Here is an 18682-nt window from a genome sequence, read left to right as displayed (position 1 = left end):
AGCGCCTCCGGCGGCATTGCGTGCGCGCTGGCGTATCATCCCGTAACTCCGGGTCGGATACACTGCCGCCCCAGCCGTTGGCTTCCCGACGCGCTCGTATTCCTGCCATGACGACGCCCGCGTCTTACGTTAGTTTCCAGGCATGCCCGATATCAGCCAGATCATCTCGGACTATGGCCCCTGGGCCATCTTTCTGCTCGTGCTGCTCGAGGACTTCGGCATTCCCGTGCCAGGTGAGACGGCCCTGATTTCGGCCGCCCTGCTCGCCTCGCAGGGTAAGCTGCCGATCGAACTGCTGTTGCCGGCGGCCTGGCTGGGCGCGGTCATCGGCGACAACATCGGCTATGCCATCGGCCGCTTCGGCGGACGGCGATTGGTCATACACCACGGCACGCGAGTGGGCATCACGGATGCCCGCCTGGCGCGTATCGAGCGGTTTTTCCAGCGCCGCGGCGGGGCCATCGTCATCATCGCCCGCTTCTTCGTCGGCCTGCGCCAGCTCAACGGCATTGTCGCCGGCATCGGCTGCATGGCGGCACCACGCTTCGTGTTCTACAACGCCATCGGGGCCGCGCTCTGGGTCGGCGCCTGGGGCTTCGGCACCTACTGGTTCGGCAAACATTTCGAGCAGGCACTCGAGAAATTCGGCCCGATCGGCATGTACAGCGCCGCCGGCGTCGCCGTACTGGTCGTGGTGACGTATATCGTCTGGCGCCTGTTCTACCGGGGCCGCCCCCAGAGCTCGAACGATTGATAACAGCAGCCGTTAAGAATCCACTTTAAGAGCCTATCCCAATAGGATGGCGTGGTCTGAGCGTGTGCCCGGCTAGGCGCGGCCGACGCCGCGTGGTCATTCCACGTCAGGAGGCCGCAACACCGCCGGGTGCGCGCTCAGACCCGCCCTTCGGGGCGCACGAAACGGCAACAGCCCCTAACAAGGATTTCGAAGCTTATTCTGAGGCCTGTCTCTAATACGAAAAACTAACAGGAGTGGGACCGATTCCACTGTAGGGTGTGCCGCCTCTTGCCGCTTCCATTCAGACCGCGCAGAGGAGACCTCGCATGGATCACTGGCACCAGAGCCTGTCGACCGGCCCGCTGCTGGGCATTGCTGCGGGCGCGATCGCGCTGCTGCTCATTCTCATCATCCGATTCAAGGTCCACGCGTTTCTGGCGCTGACCGTGGTCAGCCTGGCGACCGGTTTTGCCACGCTGATTCCGCCGAAGCAGATCCTGCCGACCATGTTGAACGGTTTCGGCGATACGCTGGCCTCGGTCGCCCTGTTGGTCGGTTTCGGCGCCATGCTCGGGCGACTGGTGGAACATTCCGGCGGCGCCAAGGTGCTGGCCGACCGGATGGTCGAGGTGTTCGGCGAGAAGCGCGCCCCGTTCGCGCTCGGGCTGGCCTCGCTGTTCATGGCGTTTCCCATCTTCTTCGACGCCGGGCTGGTGGTGATGCTGCCAATCATCTTCGCCGTTGCCCGCCGGCTGGACGGCCCGCTGCTGCTTTACGGCCTTCCGGCGGCCGGCGCATTTTCGGTGATGCACGTGTTCGTACCGCCCCATCCCGGACCGGTGACCGCAATCGCCGCCTACGGCGCCAATCCAGGTCTTGTGCTGGCCACAGGCATCGTCGTGGCATTTCCCATGTGGTACATCTCGGGCTATCTCTGGGGCAAAATTGCGGGTCGCCGGTATCCGTTCGCGGTGGCCGAGCATCTGTTCGGTGCGACCGACCACGACACCATCGACAACCCGCCACGCGTATCCACGGTTATCGGCCTGTTGCTGATTCCGCTGGTGCTGATCTTCGCCAATACCGGCCTGCACTTCGCGGCCACGCTCGGGTGGGTCGACGACCAGGCCGAGTGGTTCCATGTGCTGCGCCTGATCGGCCAGACGCCGGTGGCGCTGTTGATTTCGGTACTGGTCGCGTCCTACGTGCTGGGCTGGCGCCGGGGCGAGCACGGCAGCGCCCTGGAAAAGATTCTGGATTCGGCCTTGCCGGCAATCTGCTCGGTGGTGCTGATCACCGGTGCCGGCGGCATGTTCGGCGGCGTGCTGCAGGCCTCGGGTATCGGCGACGCGCTGGCCGGTTCACTCAACAATCTGGGCCTGCCGGTAATCGTGGCGACCTATGTCGTCGCCGTGATGATTCGGCTCGCCCAGGGCTCGGCCACGGTCGCGCTGGTCACCGCCGCCGGGCTGATGGCACCGGCCGTGGCCCAGGGCGATTATTCGGCCATGCAGGTGGTGGCGATCGTGTTCGCGACCGCGGCCGGCTCGGTGTTCGCCAGCCACGTCAACGATTCCGGCTTCTGGCTGGTCGGCCGCTTGATGGGCATGGACGTGGCCACGACACTCAAGACCTGGACGGTGCAGCAGGCGCTCGAGTCGATCGTCGCCTTCGTCATCGCCTATGCCATCTTCGCCATCTTTTAGAGGACGCAATCTCATGAGCGATGCACTGTTCGATGTCGCCGGCAAGCTGGCGCTGATTACCGGTTCGTCGCGCGGGCTCGGCGCCGAGCTGGCCCGCGGCCTGGCCGAGCGCGGCGCGCAGGTGATCCTGCACGGGCGCGATCCGGACAAGCTGGCCGGGGCCGCCGAGCGGCTTGCCGGCGAGACCGGCGCCGAGGTGGCGTATGTTGCCTTCGACGTGACGGATGCTGCCGCCGTGAAGCAGGCAATCGCCGAGGTGATCACGGCCCACGGCCTGCCGGACATTCTGGTCAACAACGCCGGGCTGCAGAAACGCGCGCCCTTCGCCGAGTTCCAGCCGGCTGAGTGGGACGCCGTGGTCGCGACCAACCTGTCGAGCGCGTTCTATGTCGCCAACGCCCTGGCCGGGCCGATGAGCGAACGCGGCTCCGGCAAGATCGTGAATCTGGGCTCGGTCCAATCCAAACTGGCCCGCGAAACAATCGCACCCTATTCCGCCTCCAAAGGCGGCGTGGCCATGCTTACCCAGGGCATGGCCGCCGATCTGGCGCGCTACAACATTCAGGTCAACTGTATCTCGCCCGGCTATTTCCAGACCGATATGAACACCGCCCTCTGGCAGGACGCGGATTTCGATGCCTGGATCAAGAAACGCACGCCGGCCGCACGCTGGGGCCAGCTCGATGAACTGATCGGCACGCTGATCTATCTGTGCTCGGACGCTTCGAACTTCGTTTCGGGCCAGAATATCTTTGTGGACGGTGGGATGACTTCGGTGGTGTGAAGCCGGCCCGGCGGTGCTTGCACCGCGGTATCACCGGCAGCGTGGATCAACTCTTGTTCTTTCGGCCCTTATGGCTCTTGTCGTCGCTGCCGTCGCCCGTGCCCGATTCGAGTAAATCCTGCACCGAATCGAGAATCGCCGCCGGCCGGAACGGATAGCGATCGACGTCCTCGCGGCTGGCGATGCCCGACAAGACGAGGATCGTATGCAGCCCGGCCTCGATGCCGGCCACCACGTCGGTATCCATGCGATCGCCGATCATGCCGGTACGCTCGGAGTGGGCACCGAGCTTGTTCATGGCCGAGCGAAACATCATGGGGTTCGGTTTGCCGACGTAGTAGGGGTCGCGCTTGGTGGCAGCCGTGATCAATGCGGCGACCGCACCCGTGGCCGGCAGTACGCCTTCGGCGCTGGGGCCCGTAACATCCGGATTGGTGGCGATGAAGCGGGCGCCGTTGTTGATGAGGCGGATCGCCTTGGTGATCGCTTCGAAGGAATAGGTCCGGGTCTCGCCGAGCACCACGAAATCCGGGTTGGCGTCGGTCATCACGAAACCGGCCTCGTGCATGGCGGTCGTTAACCCCGCTTCGCCGATAATGAACGCCGAGCCCTCCGGTGCCTGATCGGCCAGAAACGCTGCCGTGGCCAGTGCCGAGGTCCAGATCTTGTCTTCCGGTACTTCGATGCCACTGCGATACAACCGGGCGGACAGGTCGCGCGGTGTGTAGATCGAGTTATTGGTTAGCACCAGGAAACGCGTATCGCTGTCGCGCCATTGCTCGATGAGCTCGGCCGCGCCCGGCAATGCCTTGTTCTCGTGCACCAGCACGCCGTCCATGTCGGTCAGCCAGCAGTCGATCTTGCGCTTTGCCACAAAGGCCTCGGGGGGTTGGTTCGATGACAATGCCCCCGATCATACCGAGTCTGTTCGCCACGTCATCGTCTTCGCCGATGCGCGCTGGGCATCGCCGCAAGCACGGTGGTAAGTAAGTTTTAACAAATAACTAAATTTGACGACTATTCATGTGCTTAATGCACGGTCACGTTAGTCCTTTGGCGGCCGGCACTTGCATAGTTACGAACAGTTTGAATACGTTTTAATTTCGTTACATTGCATAGCGCTAAGGGGTTAAGGATGAAAAAACTACTGATGGCAATCGTGGCCGGTTCGGTGTTTTATGCGGCGTCGGCGCTCGCAGCGGTCAATATCAATACCGCCAGTGCCGATCAGCTCCAGACGCTCGATGGCATCGGCAGCGTCAAGGCGCAGGCGATCGTCGAAGATCGCAAGACCAATGGCGACTACGACAGCCTCGACCAGCTCACGCGAGTCGACGGCATCGGCGACAAGACCGTCGACGGGCTGCGTTCGGAAGCCACGGTCGGCGACGACAGCGGCACGAGCGACAGCGACAGCTGACGGCAGGTCGGGATCGGCCGGCCCGAGCCCGGTCGATCCCGGCAATGTTCCGGGCTACGCCGCGACGATTCGTGGCGCTACACTCGGCGCTATGAACACTCATTCCGGCAAGCTGGTTATCGGCATCTCCTCGCGGGCGCTGTTCGATCTGGAAGCCAGTCATGCCGTATTCGAAACCGAAGGCCGCGAAGCCTATTGCAACTATCAGATCGAGCATGAGGACGATGTGCTCGAACCCGGGGTCGCATTCGGCCTCGTGCGTAAGCTGCTCGCCCTCAATGATCAGGCGCGCGAGCGGGTAGAGGTGATCCTGCTTTCACGCAACAGCGCCGACACTGGATTGCGCGTATTCAATTCAATCGCGCATCACGATCTACCCATCACGCGAGCCGCCTTCACCAGCGGCGATTCGCCCTGGCGCTATGTTGCGGCGTTCGGCGCCGACCTGTTTCTCTCGGCCGATCCGGAAGACGTTCGAGCCGCCCTGGCCGCGGGTTGTGCCGCGGCCACCATCGTGCCCGGCTATTCACGGCCCGCCGGCCAAGGCGTGCTCAAAATCGCGTTCGACGGCGATGCCGTGCTGTTTTCCGACGAAGCCGAGCGCATCTTCAAGCAACATGGGCTGGCTGCCTTCACCGAAGCCGAATCGGCCGCTGCGGGAGAACCGCTGCCAGGCGGCCCGTTCAAGGCGTTTCTCGAAGCCCTGACCCATATCCAGAGCGAATTCGACCCGGACAATTGCCCGATTCGAACCGCCCTGGTGACGTCGCGCAGCGCACCGGCCCACGAACGCGTCATCCGCACGCTGCGCGCCTGGCATATTCGTATCGACGAAGCGCTTTTCCTCGGCGGCATGGCCAAGGCCCAGTTTCTGCAGGCTTTCGGTGCCGATATCTTCTTCGACGACCAGGCAACACATATCGGCCCGGCTTCGAGCCTGATGGCTGCAGGCCACGTGCCGCACGGCGTCGCTAACGAGACGCCGGCGTCGAGTTAGGCGTCCACACCGAGACAGCAAACCGCAGGACTGGACAGCTAGTATCGACCGCTGTCGTCGCTCTCACTCGCGAGTTCGGGCTGCGCCCGTCGCTGTCCGGGAAACCGAGTGGCAAGAATATAACGCCGGAAGTCGTCGTTGAGCGCCCCAAGGATCTCCTCCCTGGCTTCAACCACCATCAGGCGCCGCGTATTCAACAGAGTCGGGTAATCCAGAACGAGAATGAGATGCGCGAAACGCCAGTTCGGATCCTCGACTTGCTCGGCCGTCAGCGCCCACAGTCCGGCGGTCTGCGCCGGCAGCTCGACGAAATTGCGTTCGATCAGCCCGGCCCGCTCGTGCCGCGTGACCACCGAATTACGGCGTCGGGCGATGATGTCGTCATTGCGGCGCGGCCGGATCACGTCGCCCGTGTCGCCGAAATAGGTCAGGCTGATATGGGTATCGCTGGCGGTGATCAGCCGAACGTCGCGAACGGTCACGCGCACATCGGTGCCGTTGGCGCAGACGATATGTACGCGATTCTCGTCGGGATCGCTGCGTTCGGGCCGAATCAACCGCTTGAGCTTGAATTCCAGGCTCTTGTTGCGCAGCACGAAGAAACCGTAGACCAGCGCCGACCAGACGACGAACGACATCACGGTACCGACGATGTTTTGTAAAATCGTGCCCCAGGCCATCCACACCCCCGCCCTCGTGTATCGGTCGTATTCTCGTCCGTCCAGCATGATGATGATCGCCGATTTTTCGGAGGCGACGCCATGAATCTGTTCACGAGCCTGCTGGTGGCTGCGGGGGCATTGCTCGGCGTGGCGCTGCTCGTGATCGGCCCGGGCTGGCTGCGCCAGCGCCCGACCCTGTCGCCGTCACAGCGCCGTCGTCTGGGCCGGCTCATGCCCTGGACCCAGCGACTCGATGCCCGGCGTCGCGAGCGCCTGCAGACGCGAACCGCGCGTGTGCTGCGCGACATCGATTTGCTCGGCGACAACGGTCGGGCGCTAAGCGAGGACCAGCGGCTGGCCGTCGCCGGCCAGGTCGGCATGCTCTGTCTTGGGGCCCAACCCAGCCAGACCCGTCTGCCCAGTGAAATCGTGGTGCATGCCATGGCGGACGATGAATGGTCCGGCCCACCCGTGGCCGGCCTGCTCGAGGATCTGGGCGAAATAGCCACCGGCGACAGCTGGCAGAACCTTCGGCTGCACATCGCATGGCCGGCGGTCGCCGAGGCACTCGCTGGCGGGCCGCACAACCCGATCGTGCGACAGATCGTACGTCTGCACGATTTCGCCGTACCCACCACGGCCGTGGCCGGCGGCCAGACCTGGGGCGACGCACTGGATCAGGAGTGGCGTCGTGTGCGTGAAAGCCGATCCAATCTACTGCCCGTGGACCCGGACATCGGCCTGAACGAATTCTTCGGTGCGGCAGCGGAAGCCTTTTTCCAACGTGGCGAAGCGCTGGCGGCCGCCCATCCCGAGCTCTATGCCGTCCTGGCCGCCTATTTCGATATCGAAACCGCGCGCAGCCGCCCCGCCGGCCATCGGACGCCGGCTATGCGTCCGTGATTTGGATCGTGCCGCTGCCCGGCAGCGTCTCGACGAACGCCGCACCCGCGAGTTTCGACGGCGTATAGGCGCCGCCCGCGGGCGCATCGGTAAGCAACCGCTGGGCCAAAGCCAGGCTGGCGTGAATGGTCACGTCATAGCCATTGGCCACATGCACCCGGCCGACTCGGATGTCGCCCGCGGCATTGCGTACTTCGCCCCAGACGTAGGTGCCGTGGCGTGCCCGCGTGGCGGTATCCGGGCCCCGTACCTGTCCCGCGCGAGCTTTCAGGAAATTCTTCACCGGCGACAGCGCGAACACCGGGCGCACCCAGTTCAACCACTTCACCTGCCGAATACGCGCCGATGACATCGGCATATACACCGCGACATTCGGGATACGGGTGGAATAATACGCGGTGGCCACGTCACCCCAGGGGATGGTCATGGCCGGCTTGAGGCCGTTGCCGAAATCGATTTCGCGAACATCGGCCGCCAGCGGCACCTTGACGATCCGTCCGTTGCGGCGCACTCGCCCCCCGCCGGCCAATCCGTCGACCGATGTCTTGGCCGTGCCCGGCGACAGCCCGGAGCGCGAATCGAAACCCAGCGCGAGCGTTGTGGCATCCGGCAGTGCCGCCGCCAGCGCCGCCGCGAGGCAATCGGTGGGCACGACATCGAACCCGGCGCCCGGGCACAGCACCGCACTGGTCTCGCGAGCATCGGCATCGCGCGCAAAGACGTGTTCGAATACATCGATCTCGCCGGTGATATCGAGATAATGCGTGCCAGTGGCGATACAGGCCTCGACCATGGCCGGCGCCGTCTCTACGAACGGCCCGGCGCAATGCAGCACGACATCGATATCGGCGAGCTGGCCGGCGATGGTATCGCCGCCGAGATCGAACGGGCGAGCGTCGAGCCCGAGCTCTTGTGCCAGGGCCGCGACTTTCGCCGCATTGCGCCCGGACAGCACCGGCGAACGCCCGTCGGCCACGGCTTGGCGAGCGATCAGTTCACCGGTGTAGCCATAGGCCCCGTAGATGAGCAGACGATCGTGACTCATGCGGGCTCCTCCCTGCGCGGTTTGAGCATCGAACGCGCGATCTTTTCCACCGCGCGAAAGAACAACTCCGGCTGCAGTCTCTTCAATCGATATTGCCACCGTGTATCGCGATGCGTAAGCACCAGAAAGCGACCGGCCGCCACCGCGTCGAAGATCTGCCCGGCCACGTCATCGGCGGTGACGCCCGAGCGCGCCATCAGCTTTTCCACCAGCACCTCGCGGCCCGGCGTGGTGCTGCGAAACGATTCCATCAGATTGGTGGAAAAGAACGCCGGACAGGCCACGGTGACGTTCACGCCGTGATGACGCTCCTCGGCGCGCAGTGTTTCCGACAACGACAGCACCCCGGCCTTGGTCACGTTGTACGACGCCATGCCGGGCGCGTTGGCGATCGCGGCGAACGACGCCGTGTTGACGATATGGCCGCGCGAGGCGCGAATGGCCGGCAACGCCGCCCGACAGCCCCGCACCACGCCCATCAGGTTGATATTGGTGATCCAGTCCCAGTCGGCCTGCGGCGTGTCGGCCACGGTACCGGATGAGGCCACCCCGGCGTTATTGACGAATACGTCGACGCCACCCCACTCGCTGTCGAGCCGCTCGATGAGCTGGTCAAAATCCGACTGGCGCCGCGTATCGAGCGTCTGCGCCATGGCCTCGCCGCCGGCATCGTTGACCTCGCCGGCCACGCGGCGTGCCCGACCGGTCTGAATATCAGTGACGGCCACCCGCCAGCCGTCCCGGGCATAGCGCAGCGCCAGCGCACGGCCCAACCCGCTGCCGGCACCGGTAATGGCGATGCGTTTGGATTGATTATGATGAGCACTCATATCTGACACGTCCTATTGTCACAATTGCGAGCATACGCCAACGTATTGCCAATGTCTTGTCGGCGGCGCATGGTCGGCGGGTCATGCATTGGCAAAGCAAAGGAATCGCTCATGAAAATCTATGAAATGCGTCGGGCGCCGAACCCGCGCCGGCTGCGTATCTTTCTCGCGGAAAAAGGTATCGACCTGGCCGATTTCGAAGTCGAGCAACTCGACCTCGCGGCTGGGGATAACTTATCGGCGTCGTTCAAGGCCAAGAACCCGATGAGCGGTGTGCCGGTGCTCGAATTCGACGATGGTCAGTGTCTTTCGGAGTCGATGGCGATCTGTCGTTATTTCGAAGTGACCCATCCGGAGCCACCGTTGATGGGCGATAGCGCCGAGTCGCAGGCCCGCATCGAGATGTGGAACCGGCGCATGGAGTTGCATCTGCTGTTCCCGGTGGCGATGGCGTTCCGGCATATCACGGGCCATTTCGCCGATCGTGAAGCGGTATTCCCGGACTACGGGGCCGATCGCGCCCAGGCCGCGGCGCGGATGTTCGATTTTCTCGACCGACATCTGGCCGAATCGTCCTATATCGCAGGGGAGGACTATACGGTGGCCGATATCACGGCGCTGGCGGCCATCGATTTCGCCCGTGTGGTGGATTTGCAGATTGGCGAACGAGCGCATCTGGCCGCCTGGCACGAACGCGTTTCGGCGCGCCCGAGCGCGCGCGCCTGAACGACGCGGGGCAGCATCGGGCGCGCCGCTTGGCGAGGCCGGCCATGCGGGATAGCATGCCGGCCTCGTCCCTTCGCCGGAGCCGGTCGTGCGCCTGGAAGAACTCAGCCCGGAAGTCGTGGCTATCATCGTGGATATCGAGGGCACCGTCAGCGATGCCGGATTCACCCGCGATGTCCTCATCCCCTACGCCGAATCCCATCTCGGGCCGTGGATCGAGCGTCACGCTGAACGCCCGGATGTGGCCGAAGCGCTCGAGGCACTGGCCCAGGCGGCCGGCGAACCGGAGGTCGATGTTCCGCGTCTGATCGAGCTGGCCGAATTCGGGCTCGTCGAGCGCGACTCGGGTCCGGTCGCCGCCCTCTGTCATCTATTGTGGCGGGATGCCTATCAAGCCTTCGAGCTGACCGGCCACGTCTATGACGACGCCGTGGCCGCACTGCAAGCGTGGACCGACGATCATCGCGCGCTGTTCACCTACTCGGCCGCGCCCTCGGAAGCCCAGCGACTGCTACTGGCCTATAGCGAGTTCGGCGATATCTCCGGGCTGTTCTCCGGCTTTTTCGATCGCCGTATCGGTGCGAAGAAAAACGCCGATAGCTATACGGCGATCGCCCAGGCCCTGGGCGAGAACCCGGGCTCGCTGTTGTTCATCTCGGACACGCGCGGCGAGCTCGATGCCGCCAAACAGGCCGGGCTGCAGACCTGCTGGATCGCCCGTGACGAGGAAACGCAAGAGAAAGCCGCATCACAGGACGCGCATCAGAACGTGGCGTCGTTCTCCGAGATCGAGCTGCTGTAAGAGCCTATTCCAATAGGATGGCGGGTCTGCGCTGGTCTGAGCGTGTGCCTGGTTAGGCGCGGCCGACGCCGCGTGGTCATGCCACGTCAGGAGGCCGCAACACCGCCGGGTGCGCGCTCAGCCCAGCCCTTCGGGGCGCCCGCTCGGGCCCCAGGGCGGTGTCAGGGGCGCCTTGTGTGGCGCCACCACACTGCGTCGCCCCTTCCTACCCCTGAGGCCCGAGCGGGCGCCGCAGTCCACTCCGTCCTATTGGAACAGGCTCTTAGCCGCGCCACCGGTCGCCAGCGCACCGTTGGCCACATCGGCACGGTCGAACACGCCGGCATCCATGATCCAGTGCGTGATCAGGGCGGCCGGCGTGACGTCGAAAGCCGGGTTGGCCACGGGCGCATCGGCCGGCGCCCAGCATAGATCGCCCGCTGCGCCGGCCACGCCGCGCACTTCGGCCGCGGCGCGCTGTTCGATCTCGATCAGATCACCCGACGCGCAGGCGGGATCGAGCGTCGTATAGGGCGCGGCCACGGCGAACGGAATGCCGTGATAATGCGCGGCCACAGCTAATCCATAGGTGCCGATCTTGTTGGCCGCATCGCCGTTGACCGCAATACGGTCGGCGCCGACGATCACGCGATCCACCTGACCACGCGCCATCAGCGCCGCTGCCATGTTGTCGGTAATCAGCGTATACGGCACGCCGAGCGCACCAAGCTCCCACGCGGTCAACCGGCCGCCTTGCAACAGCGGCCGTGTCTCATCCACCCAGACCGCGATGCCCTTGTCCTGCTCATGGGCGCGGCGGAGGACGCCGAGCGCGGTGCCGATGCCGGCCGTTGCCAGCCCGCCGGTGTTGCAATGGGTCAAAATGCGTTCGCCGGGGGCAATCAGCGCCGCGCCGTGATCGCCGATGGCCTCGCACAGCGCGACGTCGCCATCGGCCAGATCATCGGCCGCTTCGACCAGCGCGGCGCGCCAGTCGGTAGCCGCCATCGATTGGCGCAGAACGTCCATCGCGTTCGACAGATTCACCGCAGTAGGCCGAGCGGCACGCAACGTTTCGATGGCGTCGAGCAACGTCTCGCGATCATCGCCGGCTTCGGCGCGCACCGCGATCATCAACGCCGCCGCGATCGCAATCAGCGGCGCGCCGCGTACCCGCAGCGCCTGAATCGCTTCGACCATGGCCGGGATCGTATCGATCGCCAGCCAGCGTTCCACCTGGGGCAGTTGCGACTGATCCAGCAGTTCCAGCTGGCCGTCAATGACCGCCAGCCCCAATCCTCGACGATTCCGCATGGGCCGACCTTACGCCGTGCCGCCGATACGCGCGAGCAGTTCGTCGGTCTTTTCCTGCATCAACGCCTTGTCGCCGCGGGTTTCAACGTTGAGCCGAATCACCGGTTCGGTGTTCGATTTGCGCAGATTGAAGCGCCAGTCGCCGAAATCCATCGACAGGCCGTCGACGTGCTCCACGCTCTGAGCGGAATCGGCGTAATGCGCCTCCATGTCGGCCATCACGGCATCAGCGTCGTCGACCTTACGATTGATCTCGCCCGAAGCCGGGAACGCAGCGATGCGTTCCTTGACCAGCGTGGACAGGCCTTTGCCGGTTTCCGAAATGAGTTGCGCGATAACCAGCCACGGCAGGTGGCCGTTATCGGCATAGGAGAATTCACGGAAATAATGGTGCGCGCTCATCTCGCCGCCATACAGCGCATCGTTCTCGCGCATGACCTGCTTCATGAACGAATGGCCGGATTTGGATTCGACCGCTCGGCCGCCGGCTTCCTCGACCTGGGCCAGCGTGTTCCAGATCAGACGCGGGTCGTGCACGATTGCTTCGCCCGGGTTCATTTTGAGCAACATCTGAGCAATCAGGCCCACGATGTAATAGCCCTCGATGAACTCGCCGTGTTCGTCGAAGAAGAAGCAACGGTCGAAATCGCCGTCCCAGGCCACGCCGAAGTCCGCGCCGGCGTCGCGCACGACTTTCGAAGTCGCCTCGCGGTTTTCCACCAGCAACGGGTTGGGTACGCCATTGGGCAGCTCGCCGTCCGGCTCGAACTGCATGCGCACGAATTCGAACGGCAGTTTTTCGGCCAGCTTCTCGACCACCAGCCCGGCACAGCCGTTGCCCGGATTGACCACGATCTTGAGCGGCTTGAAGTTTTCCGGCTTGATCTGGGCCAGCAGAAAAGCGACATAGGCGTCGCGTTGATCCAGCGGGCGGCGCTCGCCTGGCGTGGCAGCCGGGCTGACGTCGTTGGCGTGCACGCGACGCTCGATATCAGCCAGGCCGGTATCCGCCGAAATCGGCTTGGCCTGTTCGCGTACGAACTTCAGGCCGTTGTAATCCTTGGGATTATGGCTGGCGGTGACCATCACGCCGCCGTCGGCATTCTGCGAAAAGACGCCGTAGTAGACTTCCTCGGTGCCGCATAGCCCGATATCGAGCACATCGGCGCCCGCCGTGGTCAGCCCGTCGATCAGGGCATCGGCCAGTTCGGGGCTGGACAGGCGCATATCGCGCCCGACCACGACGGTCTTCGCGCCCAGTTCGGCGGCAAACGCCAGGCCGATGCGGCGCGCCATGTCGGCGTCGAGTTCTTCGGGCACCCGCGCCCGCACGTCGTACGCCTTGAAGAACGGATAATACTGGCCCATCGGCGTGCTCCTTGAAATAAATGGTGTGGCGGCTCAGGCCCCCGTACCCGGCGCTGCACCGGTGTCGTCTTCCTCCAGCTCGGGCCGCCCGTAGACGTCGTCGTAACGCACGATGTCGTCTTCACCGAGGTAGCTGCCCGACTGTACTTCGATCAGATCCAGTTCTACCTTGCCCGGGTTTTCCAGACGATGAACCGCGCCCAGCGGGATATAGGTGGACTGGTTCTCGGTCAGCAACATCTCGCGCTCGTCGCAGGTGACCTTGGCGGTGCCACGGACCACGATCCAGTGTTCGGCGCGATGATGATGCGACTGCAGCGACAGCCGGCCGCCGGGCGTCACGCGAATATGCTTGACCTGGAAACGCGGCCCCGCCGCGATCTGCTGATACGAGCCCCACGGCCGGTACGACTTGCGATGCGCCGTGGCCTCGCTGCGACCCGCCGCATCCAGATTCTTCACCAGCGCCTTGATGTCCTGCTCGCGCGAACGATCGGCGACCAGCACCGCGTCCGGCGTCTCGATGATGATCTGATCGCGCGTGCCCAGCGCCGCCACCAGGCGGCCTTCGCTGCGCACTACGCAGTCGTCGGCATCTTCCAGCCAGACATCGCCGGTGGCGCTGTTGCCGCGCGCATCAACGCCGACCGCGCGGGCGACCGCACTCCAGCTGCCGAGATCCGACCAGGCGGCATCGAGCTCGGCCATGACCGCACGATCGGTCTTTTCCATCACCGCGTAGTCGATCGAGTCGGACCGGACGGCCTCGAAGCTCGCCTTGTCCAGGCGCAGGAAATCGATATCGGTGGTCGCTTTTTCGTAGGCCGCGGCAACGCCATCGAAGATATCCCGGGCGTGCTCGGCCAGCAGCTCGAGATAATCCACGGCGCGGAACATGAACATGCCGCTGTTCCAGTAATGATCGCCCGCGGCCAAAAACTGCTCGGCGGTGGCCCGGTCCGGTTTCTCGACGAAGGCATCCACTACACGCACGCCTTCGGAGACCGGTGCCCCGGCCCGGATATAGCCGTAGCCGGTTTCCGGCCGATCCGGGGTCACGCCAAACAAAGCCAGCCGCCCGGCGCCGGTCGCCGCCCGCGCGCGCTGGATGGTGGCCACGAATTCGGCCTGATCGGTCACGGCATGATCGGTCGGCAGCACCAGCAGCTCGACCTCATCGCCGTGTCGAGCCCGGGCTTCGAAAGCGGCCGCCGCCACGGCCGCGGCCGTGTTGCGCGGTGCCGGTTCCAGGATGATGCGGCCGTTATGGCCGGCGCCGTGCATCTGCTCGGCAATCACGAAACGATGCGCTTCGCTGCCAATGGCCAGGGCATCACCGAGATCGTCCAGGGTCTGCAACCGCTCGAGCGTGGCCGACAACAAGCTGGTCTCGCCACCGGCCAAGGGCAAGAACTGCTTGGGCCGACTCTGGCGCGACGCGGGCCAGAGTCGTGTGCCGGTGCCACCGGCGAGAAGAACGGGAACGAGCATTGAAACCCCTGGAATTCGATTCGAACGTCTAGGTAGATCGCGCCCGCAGGCGCAGTCCATGCGCTATCTGGACGCTATGATACAAACCGCACGGTGTATTGCGCTACGCGCCGCGGTCGCCTGGCGTTCAGCTTCCGCTCGAAGGGTTCGTCGTGCGGCTCTGTTCGATCAGATAATCCGCGACCTTGAGCATGCGCTCGTTGCTGCCCGCCATGCGACCGCTGGTCCAGTAGCGGCCGGCCACGCTGATGCTGGGAACGGACATGACCGGATAGCGCTGCATACGCGCGACGATGTGCTGGACCTTCTGCTTGACCGCCGCGCTATTGTAGATCCTATCGAAGCGCTGGCCGTCGACGCCGTGCGCTTCCATGAACTGGCGCATCTGGCCTTCGGTGGACAAGGGCCGGCCATCCTCGTGGATGGCATCGAAAATCTGATCGTGCAGGCGATCGACTACGCCGAGTTTGACCTCGGTGTAATACAGCCGCGCGTACGGCTGGGCGCCCGAGCCGAACAGCACCGGCACCCGACTGAAGGCGATCTTCGGATGCTGCTTGAGCCAGGCGTTGAGCTTCGGCTCGAAATGGAAACAATGCGGGCAGCTGTACAGAAAGAATTCGGTCACGCGAACCGCGCCGTGCGCCCGGGCCGGCCCCGGCGAACTGGCGACCTTGTAATCGTCGCCGGCCACATAACGCGAGACCAGGCTCTGCGCGGCCGCCGGCAGGCACACCACAAGCCCGAGCAAGGCCAACAGGACGGTTTTTCGATGCAACATCCGTTCGTGTCCGTAGATTGACGAAAGCCGGCTACAGTGCGGCGTCGGGCGAAATCCGCCGACGGAGACCGCTACAATGGCCGAGCGCCGTCACACTACCAGCCTGATCTCATCGATGCCCGAACTCACCGCCCGCGATTTTCGAACCATGCGCTTTCTGCTGTCGGCGCCCAAGCTCTCGGCGCTGCCGCCGGCCGATCGCTGCGAAATCGCGTTCGCCGGGCGCTCGAACGCCGGCAAGTCGAGCGCGCTCAATGCCTTGTGCGAGCAGGGCAACCTCGCACGCACTAGTAAAACGCCCGGACGTACCCAGGCGATCAATTTCTTCGATAACGATCGGCTGCGCTTCGCCGATCTGCCCGGCTATGGCTTTGCGCGCGTACCGCCGGCCATCAAGGCCGAATGGGGCGCGCTGATCGAGGGCTATCTGGCCGAGCGTGAAACGCTGGCCGGCATCGTGCTGATCATGGATGCCCGCCGGCCGCTGCTGGATTTCGATCGACAGCTGATCGAATGGGGGAGCGCCTACGGGCTGGCCTTCCATCTCATGCTGACCAAGGCCGACAAACTGTCGCGTAACGAGCAACACAATGTTTTGCGTCGCACGCGCGCCGCGGTCGAAGGTGCGACCGCCCAACTGTTTTCATCGACCAAGCGAATCGGTATCGAGGAAGCACGAGCCGCGATCTCGGCGCTCGTCCCGGATGACGAAAGCGATGGCGATGATCCGCTGATCGAGACATCCGACTGAAACGCAACGCTTATTCAGGTTGCGCCCGGACGCGCTACGTTCATCGAGCCAGACCGACCACTTGTCGGCAAAATCGCGTTTAAGAGTCGACCCGGGCGATGGCTTGTGCGATAACAGGATCCACGGGTTACGCCCAGGGAAAATAAAAAGGGCCTCGGCGACGCAGGGAACGCCGCCGAGGCGCCGAATCCGATCTTAGGGGGAACCGGACTCTAACCGCTCAGGGAGAAAAGCGGGCAGGCACGGCCTGCTGTGAATATAGACGACAGGCCCGGAGAAAAGTTCCCGGGCCCGTCGAATAATTCGGGAGCCGATCAGGTCGCGAAAAACGACCATAAAAAAGCCCCGACGGTCGGGGGAAACCGTCGGGGCGGATCCGGTCATTGGGGGGGAACCGGATGTAGCCGCTCAGGGAGAAAAGCGGACAGGCGTTGCCTGTATAGAAGTAGACACGGGCTCGCTCGAGAAGTTCCGCCGATGCGAAAATTTTTACGCTATGCGTTCGTCGAGCAAAAAAAGCCCCGACGGTGGGGGAAACCGTCGGGGCGGATCCGGTCTTGGGGAGGGAACCGGATGTAACCGCTCAGGGAGAAAAGCGGGTAGGCCATGGCCTACATCAAGTCAGACGCCGCACGTCGCACAGAGTTCCCGCAAGCCTCAAAAAAAATTCTCGGTATATCGGATTGAAGGCACTAGGACGTGTTGAGGTTTCGTCATAAGCGATTGAAATGAAATGGCGAACTCGCATTGTTGCGGTATTCCACCCCCGCTTCAAAACGAGTTCGCCATGGCCCGCCAGATGCTCTCAGAAAAGCTCTGAGCGAAGCTCAGACAGATACTGCTGGCTGAGTCGATTTACGACAAGCCACGATTGCGGCAAACAGTCGAGGGCATGCTCTACCGTGTGCGGGTCGGATGCCCATGGCGCGATCTGCCGCAGGCCTTCGGGCCGTGGACTACGATTTATCAGCGTTTTCGAGCCTGGGCCGCCAGTGGCAAGTGGCGGCGTATTTTCCATGCGTGCATCGTCGACCCCGATCTCGAATGGGCGTTTATGGATGGCAGCTATGCCAAGGCCCACCAGCACAGTGCCGGGGCTAGCGGCGGTCAGCCGCAGGCGATCGGCGCCAGTCGCGCCGGGCGCACGACCAAGATTCACTTGGCCGTGGATGCCTACGGCTTGCCGATCACCTTCGAGATCACGGGCGGTCAGATCAACGATTGTTCGATCGGGCCGAGCCTGGTCGACGCGATACCTCGCGTTGACATCATGATCGCGGACAAAGGCTATGACAGTCGTCGGGTTCGAGCCGCGATCCAGACTCGATCCAGTCGGCCGGTCATTCCGCGCCGGCGTCATTCCAAGCGAGCCAATCCAGACTTCGATAGCGGTTTGTACCGTTATCGCCATCTCGTCGAGAACGCGTTTGCACGGCTCAAACAGTACCGTGCGATCGCTTGTCGCTTCGATAAATTAAAGACGCACTACGAAGCGGTCGTCGCCATGGCATGTGCTCTGCTCTGGCTGCCCATGTGACGAAACCTCAACAGACCCTAGCACTAGCTCTTCCAGTCCGGCCCGGTAAACGCCTCCAGCCGGCGTTTAGCCGCTTTTTGCCGGACACGATGGGCGAGGCCCACAAGGCGGTGCCGGAAAGATCCATCAGGGCGCATGGCGACTGCTATCGAGTCATTTGCCCCAGAAGCTCGTTGCGAATTCTGAGGTCATGCTGGCGCGCGCGGGCTATGGCTTCTTCCGAGCGCTCTTCTATTTTGAACAAGCCGGAGAAGCCAACCGCGCCGCAGCGCGAAACTGGTGGTCAGCGGCGGCCTGGACTTCTTCCGCATGGGCTCAGCGCGCCCGGTACAGTGCGCCGCCCATTCGCACGTCTCGCCTTTCCGAACGCTCGGAACAACCCAGAGAACGCTATTACCCAACGGATTTACGAAGGGCCAAAAAAAATGCCCCGACGGTGGGGGAAACCGTCGGGGCGGATCCGGTCATTGGGGGGGAACCGGACGTTGCCGCTCAGGGAGAAAAGCGGGTAAGCATTGGCTTACATGAATGAGACTGCAGGCGACTGGAAAAGTTTCAAGCCGATTCGAAAAAATTCTTCGAGGTGGAAATCGCCGTCCCGCTTCTGCCACGGGAGCCGAGCAAAAAGAAGCCCCGGCAGCAGGGGGAATTGCTACCGGGGCAAGCATTCCGGTTCTTGGGGGGAAACCGGATGGGGGTTACCGCTCAGGGAGAAAAGCGGGCAAGCCGCAATGTGCTTGCACGGAATAAGACCCGTCCCCATCCGGCAAGTTCCGACGGGCAAGAAAAAATTTTGCCGAAAAAATACAAGCCGCTGTTATGCCTCGAAATTTGTATTGAAACTGACGCG

Annotated in this window: 18 protein-coding genes; 10 read left to right on the top strand and 8 right to left on the bottom strand. The window is 63.6% G+C overall.

Annotated elements, in window-relative coordinates:
* Window positions 1–142 precede the first annotated feature (142 nt).
* From C41B8_RS08075 to C41B8_RS08065, 3 genes are all read left to right on the top strand, one after another.
* The gene (locus C41B8_RS08075; RefSeq protein ID WP_037336457.1) at window positions 143–754 is read left to right on the top strand and encodes a DedA family protein; all 612 of its coding nucleotides are present in this window, start codon (window positions 143–145) and stop codon (window positions 752–754) included.
* 308 nt (window positions 755–1062) lie between these two features.
* Window positions 1063–2442 (top strand): GntP family permease, encoded by a 1380-nt coding sequence (locus tag C41B8_RS08070; RefSeq protein WP_037336455.1) that lies wholly within the window; start codon window positions 1063–1065, stop codon window positions 2440–2442.
* A gap of 13 nt (window positions 2443–2455) precedes the next feature.
* Window positions 2456–3226: a glucose 1-dehydrogenase gene (locus C41B8_RS08065; RefSeq protein ID WP_037336453.1), complete on the top strand. Its 771-nt coding sequence runs from the start codon at window positions 2456–2458 to the stop codon at window positions 3224–3226.
* 46 nt (window positions 3227–3272) lie between these two features.
* On the opposite strand, the gene C41B8_RS08060 is transcribed toward C41B8_RS08065, so the two are convergent.
* A complete protein-coding gene (locus C41B8_RS08060; RefSeq protein WP_037336451.1) occupies window positions 3273–4100 on the bottom strand; it encodes an HAD-IIA family hydrolase in 828 nt (275 codons plus the stop codon).
* 261 nt (window positions 4101–4361) lie between these two features.
* Between C41B8_RS08060 and C41B8_RS08055 the strand changes: the two genes are divergently transcribed.
* Window positions 4362–4646 carry a ComEA family DNA-binding protein gene (locus C41B8_RS08055; RefSeq protein ID WP_037336449.1) on the top strand — a complete coding sequence of 95 codons (285 nt, stop codon included), beginning with the start codon at window positions 4362–4364 and terminating at the stop codon, window positions 4644–4646.
* 91 nt (window positions 4647–4737) lie between these two features.
* Window positions 4738–5643, top strand: a complete 906-nt coding sequence (locus C41B8_RS08050; RefSeq protein WP_037336447.1) for a 5'-nucleotidase — start codon at window positions 4738–4740, stop codon at window positions 5641–5643.
* Between the two features lie 38 nt (window positions 5644–5681).
* Here C41B8_RS08050 and C41B8_RS08045 read toward each other — a convergent pair whose 3' ends face one another.
* Window positions 5682–6371: a hypothetical protein gene (locus C41B8_RS08045; protein ID WP_156962476.1), complete on the bottom strand. Its 690-nt coding sequence runs from the start codon at window positions 6369–6371 to the stop codon at window positions 5682–5684.
* Window positions 6372–6404: 33 nt separating this feature from the next.
* Here C41B8_RS08045 and C41B8_RS08040 point away from each other — a divergent pair, with 33 nt between their 5' ends.
* On the top strand, window positions 6405–7208 hold the full coding sequence (locus C41B8_RS08040) for a zinc-dependent peptidase (protein ID WP_037336442.1): 804 nt from the start codon (window positions 6405–6407) through the stop codon (window positions 7206–7208).
* On the opposite strand, the gene C41B8_RS08035 is transcribed toward C41B8_RS08040, so the two are convergent.
* Both C41B8_RS08035 and C41B8_RS08030 read right to left on the bottom strand, forming a co-directional pair.
* Complete coding sequence (locus C41B8_RS08035) at window positions 7195–8253, bottom strand: saccharopine dehydrogenase family protein (RefSeq protein WP_037336440.1); 1059 nt, start codon at window positions 8251–8253, stop codon at window positions 7195–7197. The two genes, C41B8_RS08040 and C41B8_RS08035, sit on opposite strands and share 14 nt — an antisense overlap.
* Window positions 8250–9083, bottom strand: coding sequence for an SDR family oxidoreductase (locus C41B8_RS08030; RefSeq protein ID WP_037336438.1), 834 nt, complete (start codon window positions 9081–9083; stop codon window positions 8250–8252). Before C41B8_RS08030 ends, C41B8_RS08035 begins: the two co-directional genes overlap by 4 nt.
* Before the next feature lie 111 nt (window positions 9084–9194).
* On the opposite strand from C41B8_RS08030, the gene C41B8_RS08025 reads away from it, so the two are divergent.
* Both C41B8_RS08025 and mtnC read left to right on the top strand, forming a co-directional pair.
* Window positions 9195–9809: a glutathione S-transferase family protein gene (locus C41B8_RS08025; protein ID WP_037336596.1), complete on the top strand. Its 615-nt coding sequence runs from the start codon at window positions 9195–9197 to the stop codon at window positions 9807–9809.
* A gap of 88 nt (window positions 9810–9897) precedes the next feature.
* Window positions 9898–10611 carry an acireductone synthase gene (mtnC, locus tag C41B8_RS08020; RefSeq protein WP_051883273.1) on the top strand — a complete coding sequence of 238 codons (714 nt, stop codon included), beginning with the start codon at window positions 9898–9900 and terminating at the stop codon, window positions 10609–10611.
* 246 nt (window positions 10612–10857) lie between these two features.
* On the opposite strand, the gene mtnA is transcribed toward mtnC, so the two are convergent.
* The 4 genes from mtnA to C41B8_RS08000 all read right to left on the bottom strand — a co-directional run bounded on the left by mtnA (window position 10858) and on the right by C41B8_RS08000 (window position 15544).
* Window positions 10858–11904: an S-methyl-5-thioribose-1-phosphate isomerase gene (gene mtnA, locus C41B8_RS08015; RefSeq protein ID WP_037336436.1), complete on the bottom strand. Its 1047-nt coding sequence runs from the start codon at window positions 11902–11904 to the stop codon at window positions 10858–10860.
* Window positions 11905–11913: 9 nt separating this feature from the next.
* Window positions 11914–13272, bottom strand: a complete 1359-nt coding sequence (locus C41B8_RS08010; RefSeq protein WP_037336434.1) for a phosphohexomutase domain-containing protein — start codon at window positions 13270–13272, stop codon at window positions 11914–11916.
* A gap of 33 nt (window positions 13273–13305) precedes the next feature.
* Window positions 13306–14763, bottom strand: a complete 1458-nt coding sequence (locus C41B8_RS08005) for a mannose-1-phosphate guanylyltransferase/mannose-6-phosphate isomerase (protein WP_037336432.1) — start codon at window positions 14761–14763, stop codon at window positions 13306–13308.
* Window positions 14764–14890: 127 nt separating this feature from the next.
* Window positions 14891–15544 (bottom strand): thiol:disulfide interchange protein DsbA/DsbL, encoded by a 654-nt coding sequence (locus C41B8_RS08000; protein ID WP_051883272.1) that lies wholly within the window; start codon window positions 15542–15544, stop codon window positions 14891–14893.
* A gap of 115 nt (window positions 15545–15659) precedes the next feature.
* Between C41B8_RS08000 and yihA the strand changes: the two genes are divergently transcribed.
* Together yihA and C41B8_RS07990 are read left to right on the top strand one after the other, a co-directional pair.
* Entirely contained in the window at window positions 15660–16295 is a 636-nt protein-coding gene (gene yihA / locus C41B8_RS07995; protein ID WP_051883291.1) for a ribosome biogenesis GTP-binding protein YihA/YsxC, read from the top strand.
* Between the two features lie 835 nt (window positions 16296–17130).
* Entirely contained in the window at window positions 17131–17832 is a 702-nt protein-coding gene (locus tag C41B8_RS07990; RefSeq protein ID WP_232226022.1) for an IS5 family transposase, read from the top strand.
* The last annotated feature ends 850 nt before the right edge of the window (window positions 17833–18682 follow it).

It is taken from the genome of Salinisphaera hydrothermalis C41B8, assembly GCF_000732535.1.
GTDB classification, from domain to species: Bacteria; Pseudomonadota; Gammaproteobacteria; order Nevskiales; family Salinisphaeraceae; genus Salinisphaera; species Salinisphaera hydrothermalis.
Note: the sequence above shows the minus strand (reverse complement) of the source record. Positions and strands in the feature narration are given on the sequence as shown.

Bases quoted from the DNA above. Each gene is read 5' to 3' on its own strand.
- C41B8_RS08070 (WP_037336455.1), top strand. From the start codon at position 1,063: ATGGATCACTGGCACCAGAGCCTGTCGACCGGCCCGCTGCTGGGCATT.
- C41B8_RS08075 (WP_037336457.1), top strand. From the start codon at position 143: ATGCCCGATATCAGCCAGATCATCTCGGACTATGGCCCCTGGGCCATC.
- C41B8_RS08030 (WP_037336438.1), bottom strand. From the start codon at position 9,083: ATGAGTGCTCATCATAATCAATCCAAACGCATCGCCATTACCGGTGCC.
- C41B8_RS08055 (WP_037336449.1), top strand. From the start codon at position 4,362: ATGAAAAAACTACTGATGGCAATCGTGGCCGGTTCGGTGTTTTATGCG.
- C41B8_RS08010 (WP_037336434.1), bottom strand. From the start codon at position 13,272: ATGGGCCAGTATTATCCGTTCTTCAAGGCGTACGACGTGCGGGCGCGG.
- C41B8_RS08065 (WP_037336453.1), top strand. From the start codon at position 2,456: ATGAGCGATGCACTGTTCGATGTCGCCGGCAAGCTGGCGCTGATTACC.
- C41B8_RS08045 (WP_156962476.1), bottom strand. From the start codon at position 6,371: ATGCTGGACGGACGAGAATACGACCGATACACGAGGGCGGGGGTGTGG.
- C41B8_RS08025 (WP_037336596.1), top strand. From the start codon at position 9,195: ATGAAAATCTATGAAATGCGTCGGGCGCCGAACCCGCGCCGGCTGCGT.
- C41B8_RS08000 (WP_051883272.1), bottom strand. From the start codon at position 15,544: ATGTTGCATCGAAAAACCGTCCTGTTGGCCTTGCTCGGGCTTGTGGTG.
- mtnA (WP_037336436.1), bottom strand. From the start codon at position 11,904: ATGCGGAATCGTCGAGGATTGGGGCTGGCGGTCATTGACGGCCAGCTG.
- yihA (WP_051883291.1), top strand. From the start codon at position 15,660: ATGCCCGAACTCACCGCCCGCGATTTTCGAACCATGCGCTTTCTGCTG.
- C41B8_RS08050 (WP_037336447.1), top strand. From the start codon at position 4,738: ATGAACACTCATTCCGGCAAGCTGGTTATCGGCATCTCCTCGCGGGCG.
- C41B8_RS08005 (WP_037336432.1), bottom strand. From the start codon at position 14,763: ATGCTCGTTCCCGTTCTTCTCGCCGGTGGCACCGGCACACGACTCTGG.
- C41B8_RS08040 (WP_037336442.1), top strand. From the start codon at position 6,405: ATGAATCTGTTCACGAGCCTGCTGGTGGCTGCGGGGGCATTGCTCGGC.
- C41B8_RS08035 (WP_037336440.1), bottom strand. From the start codon at position 8,253: ATGAGTCACGATCGTCTGCTCATCTACGGGGCCTATGGCTACACCGGT.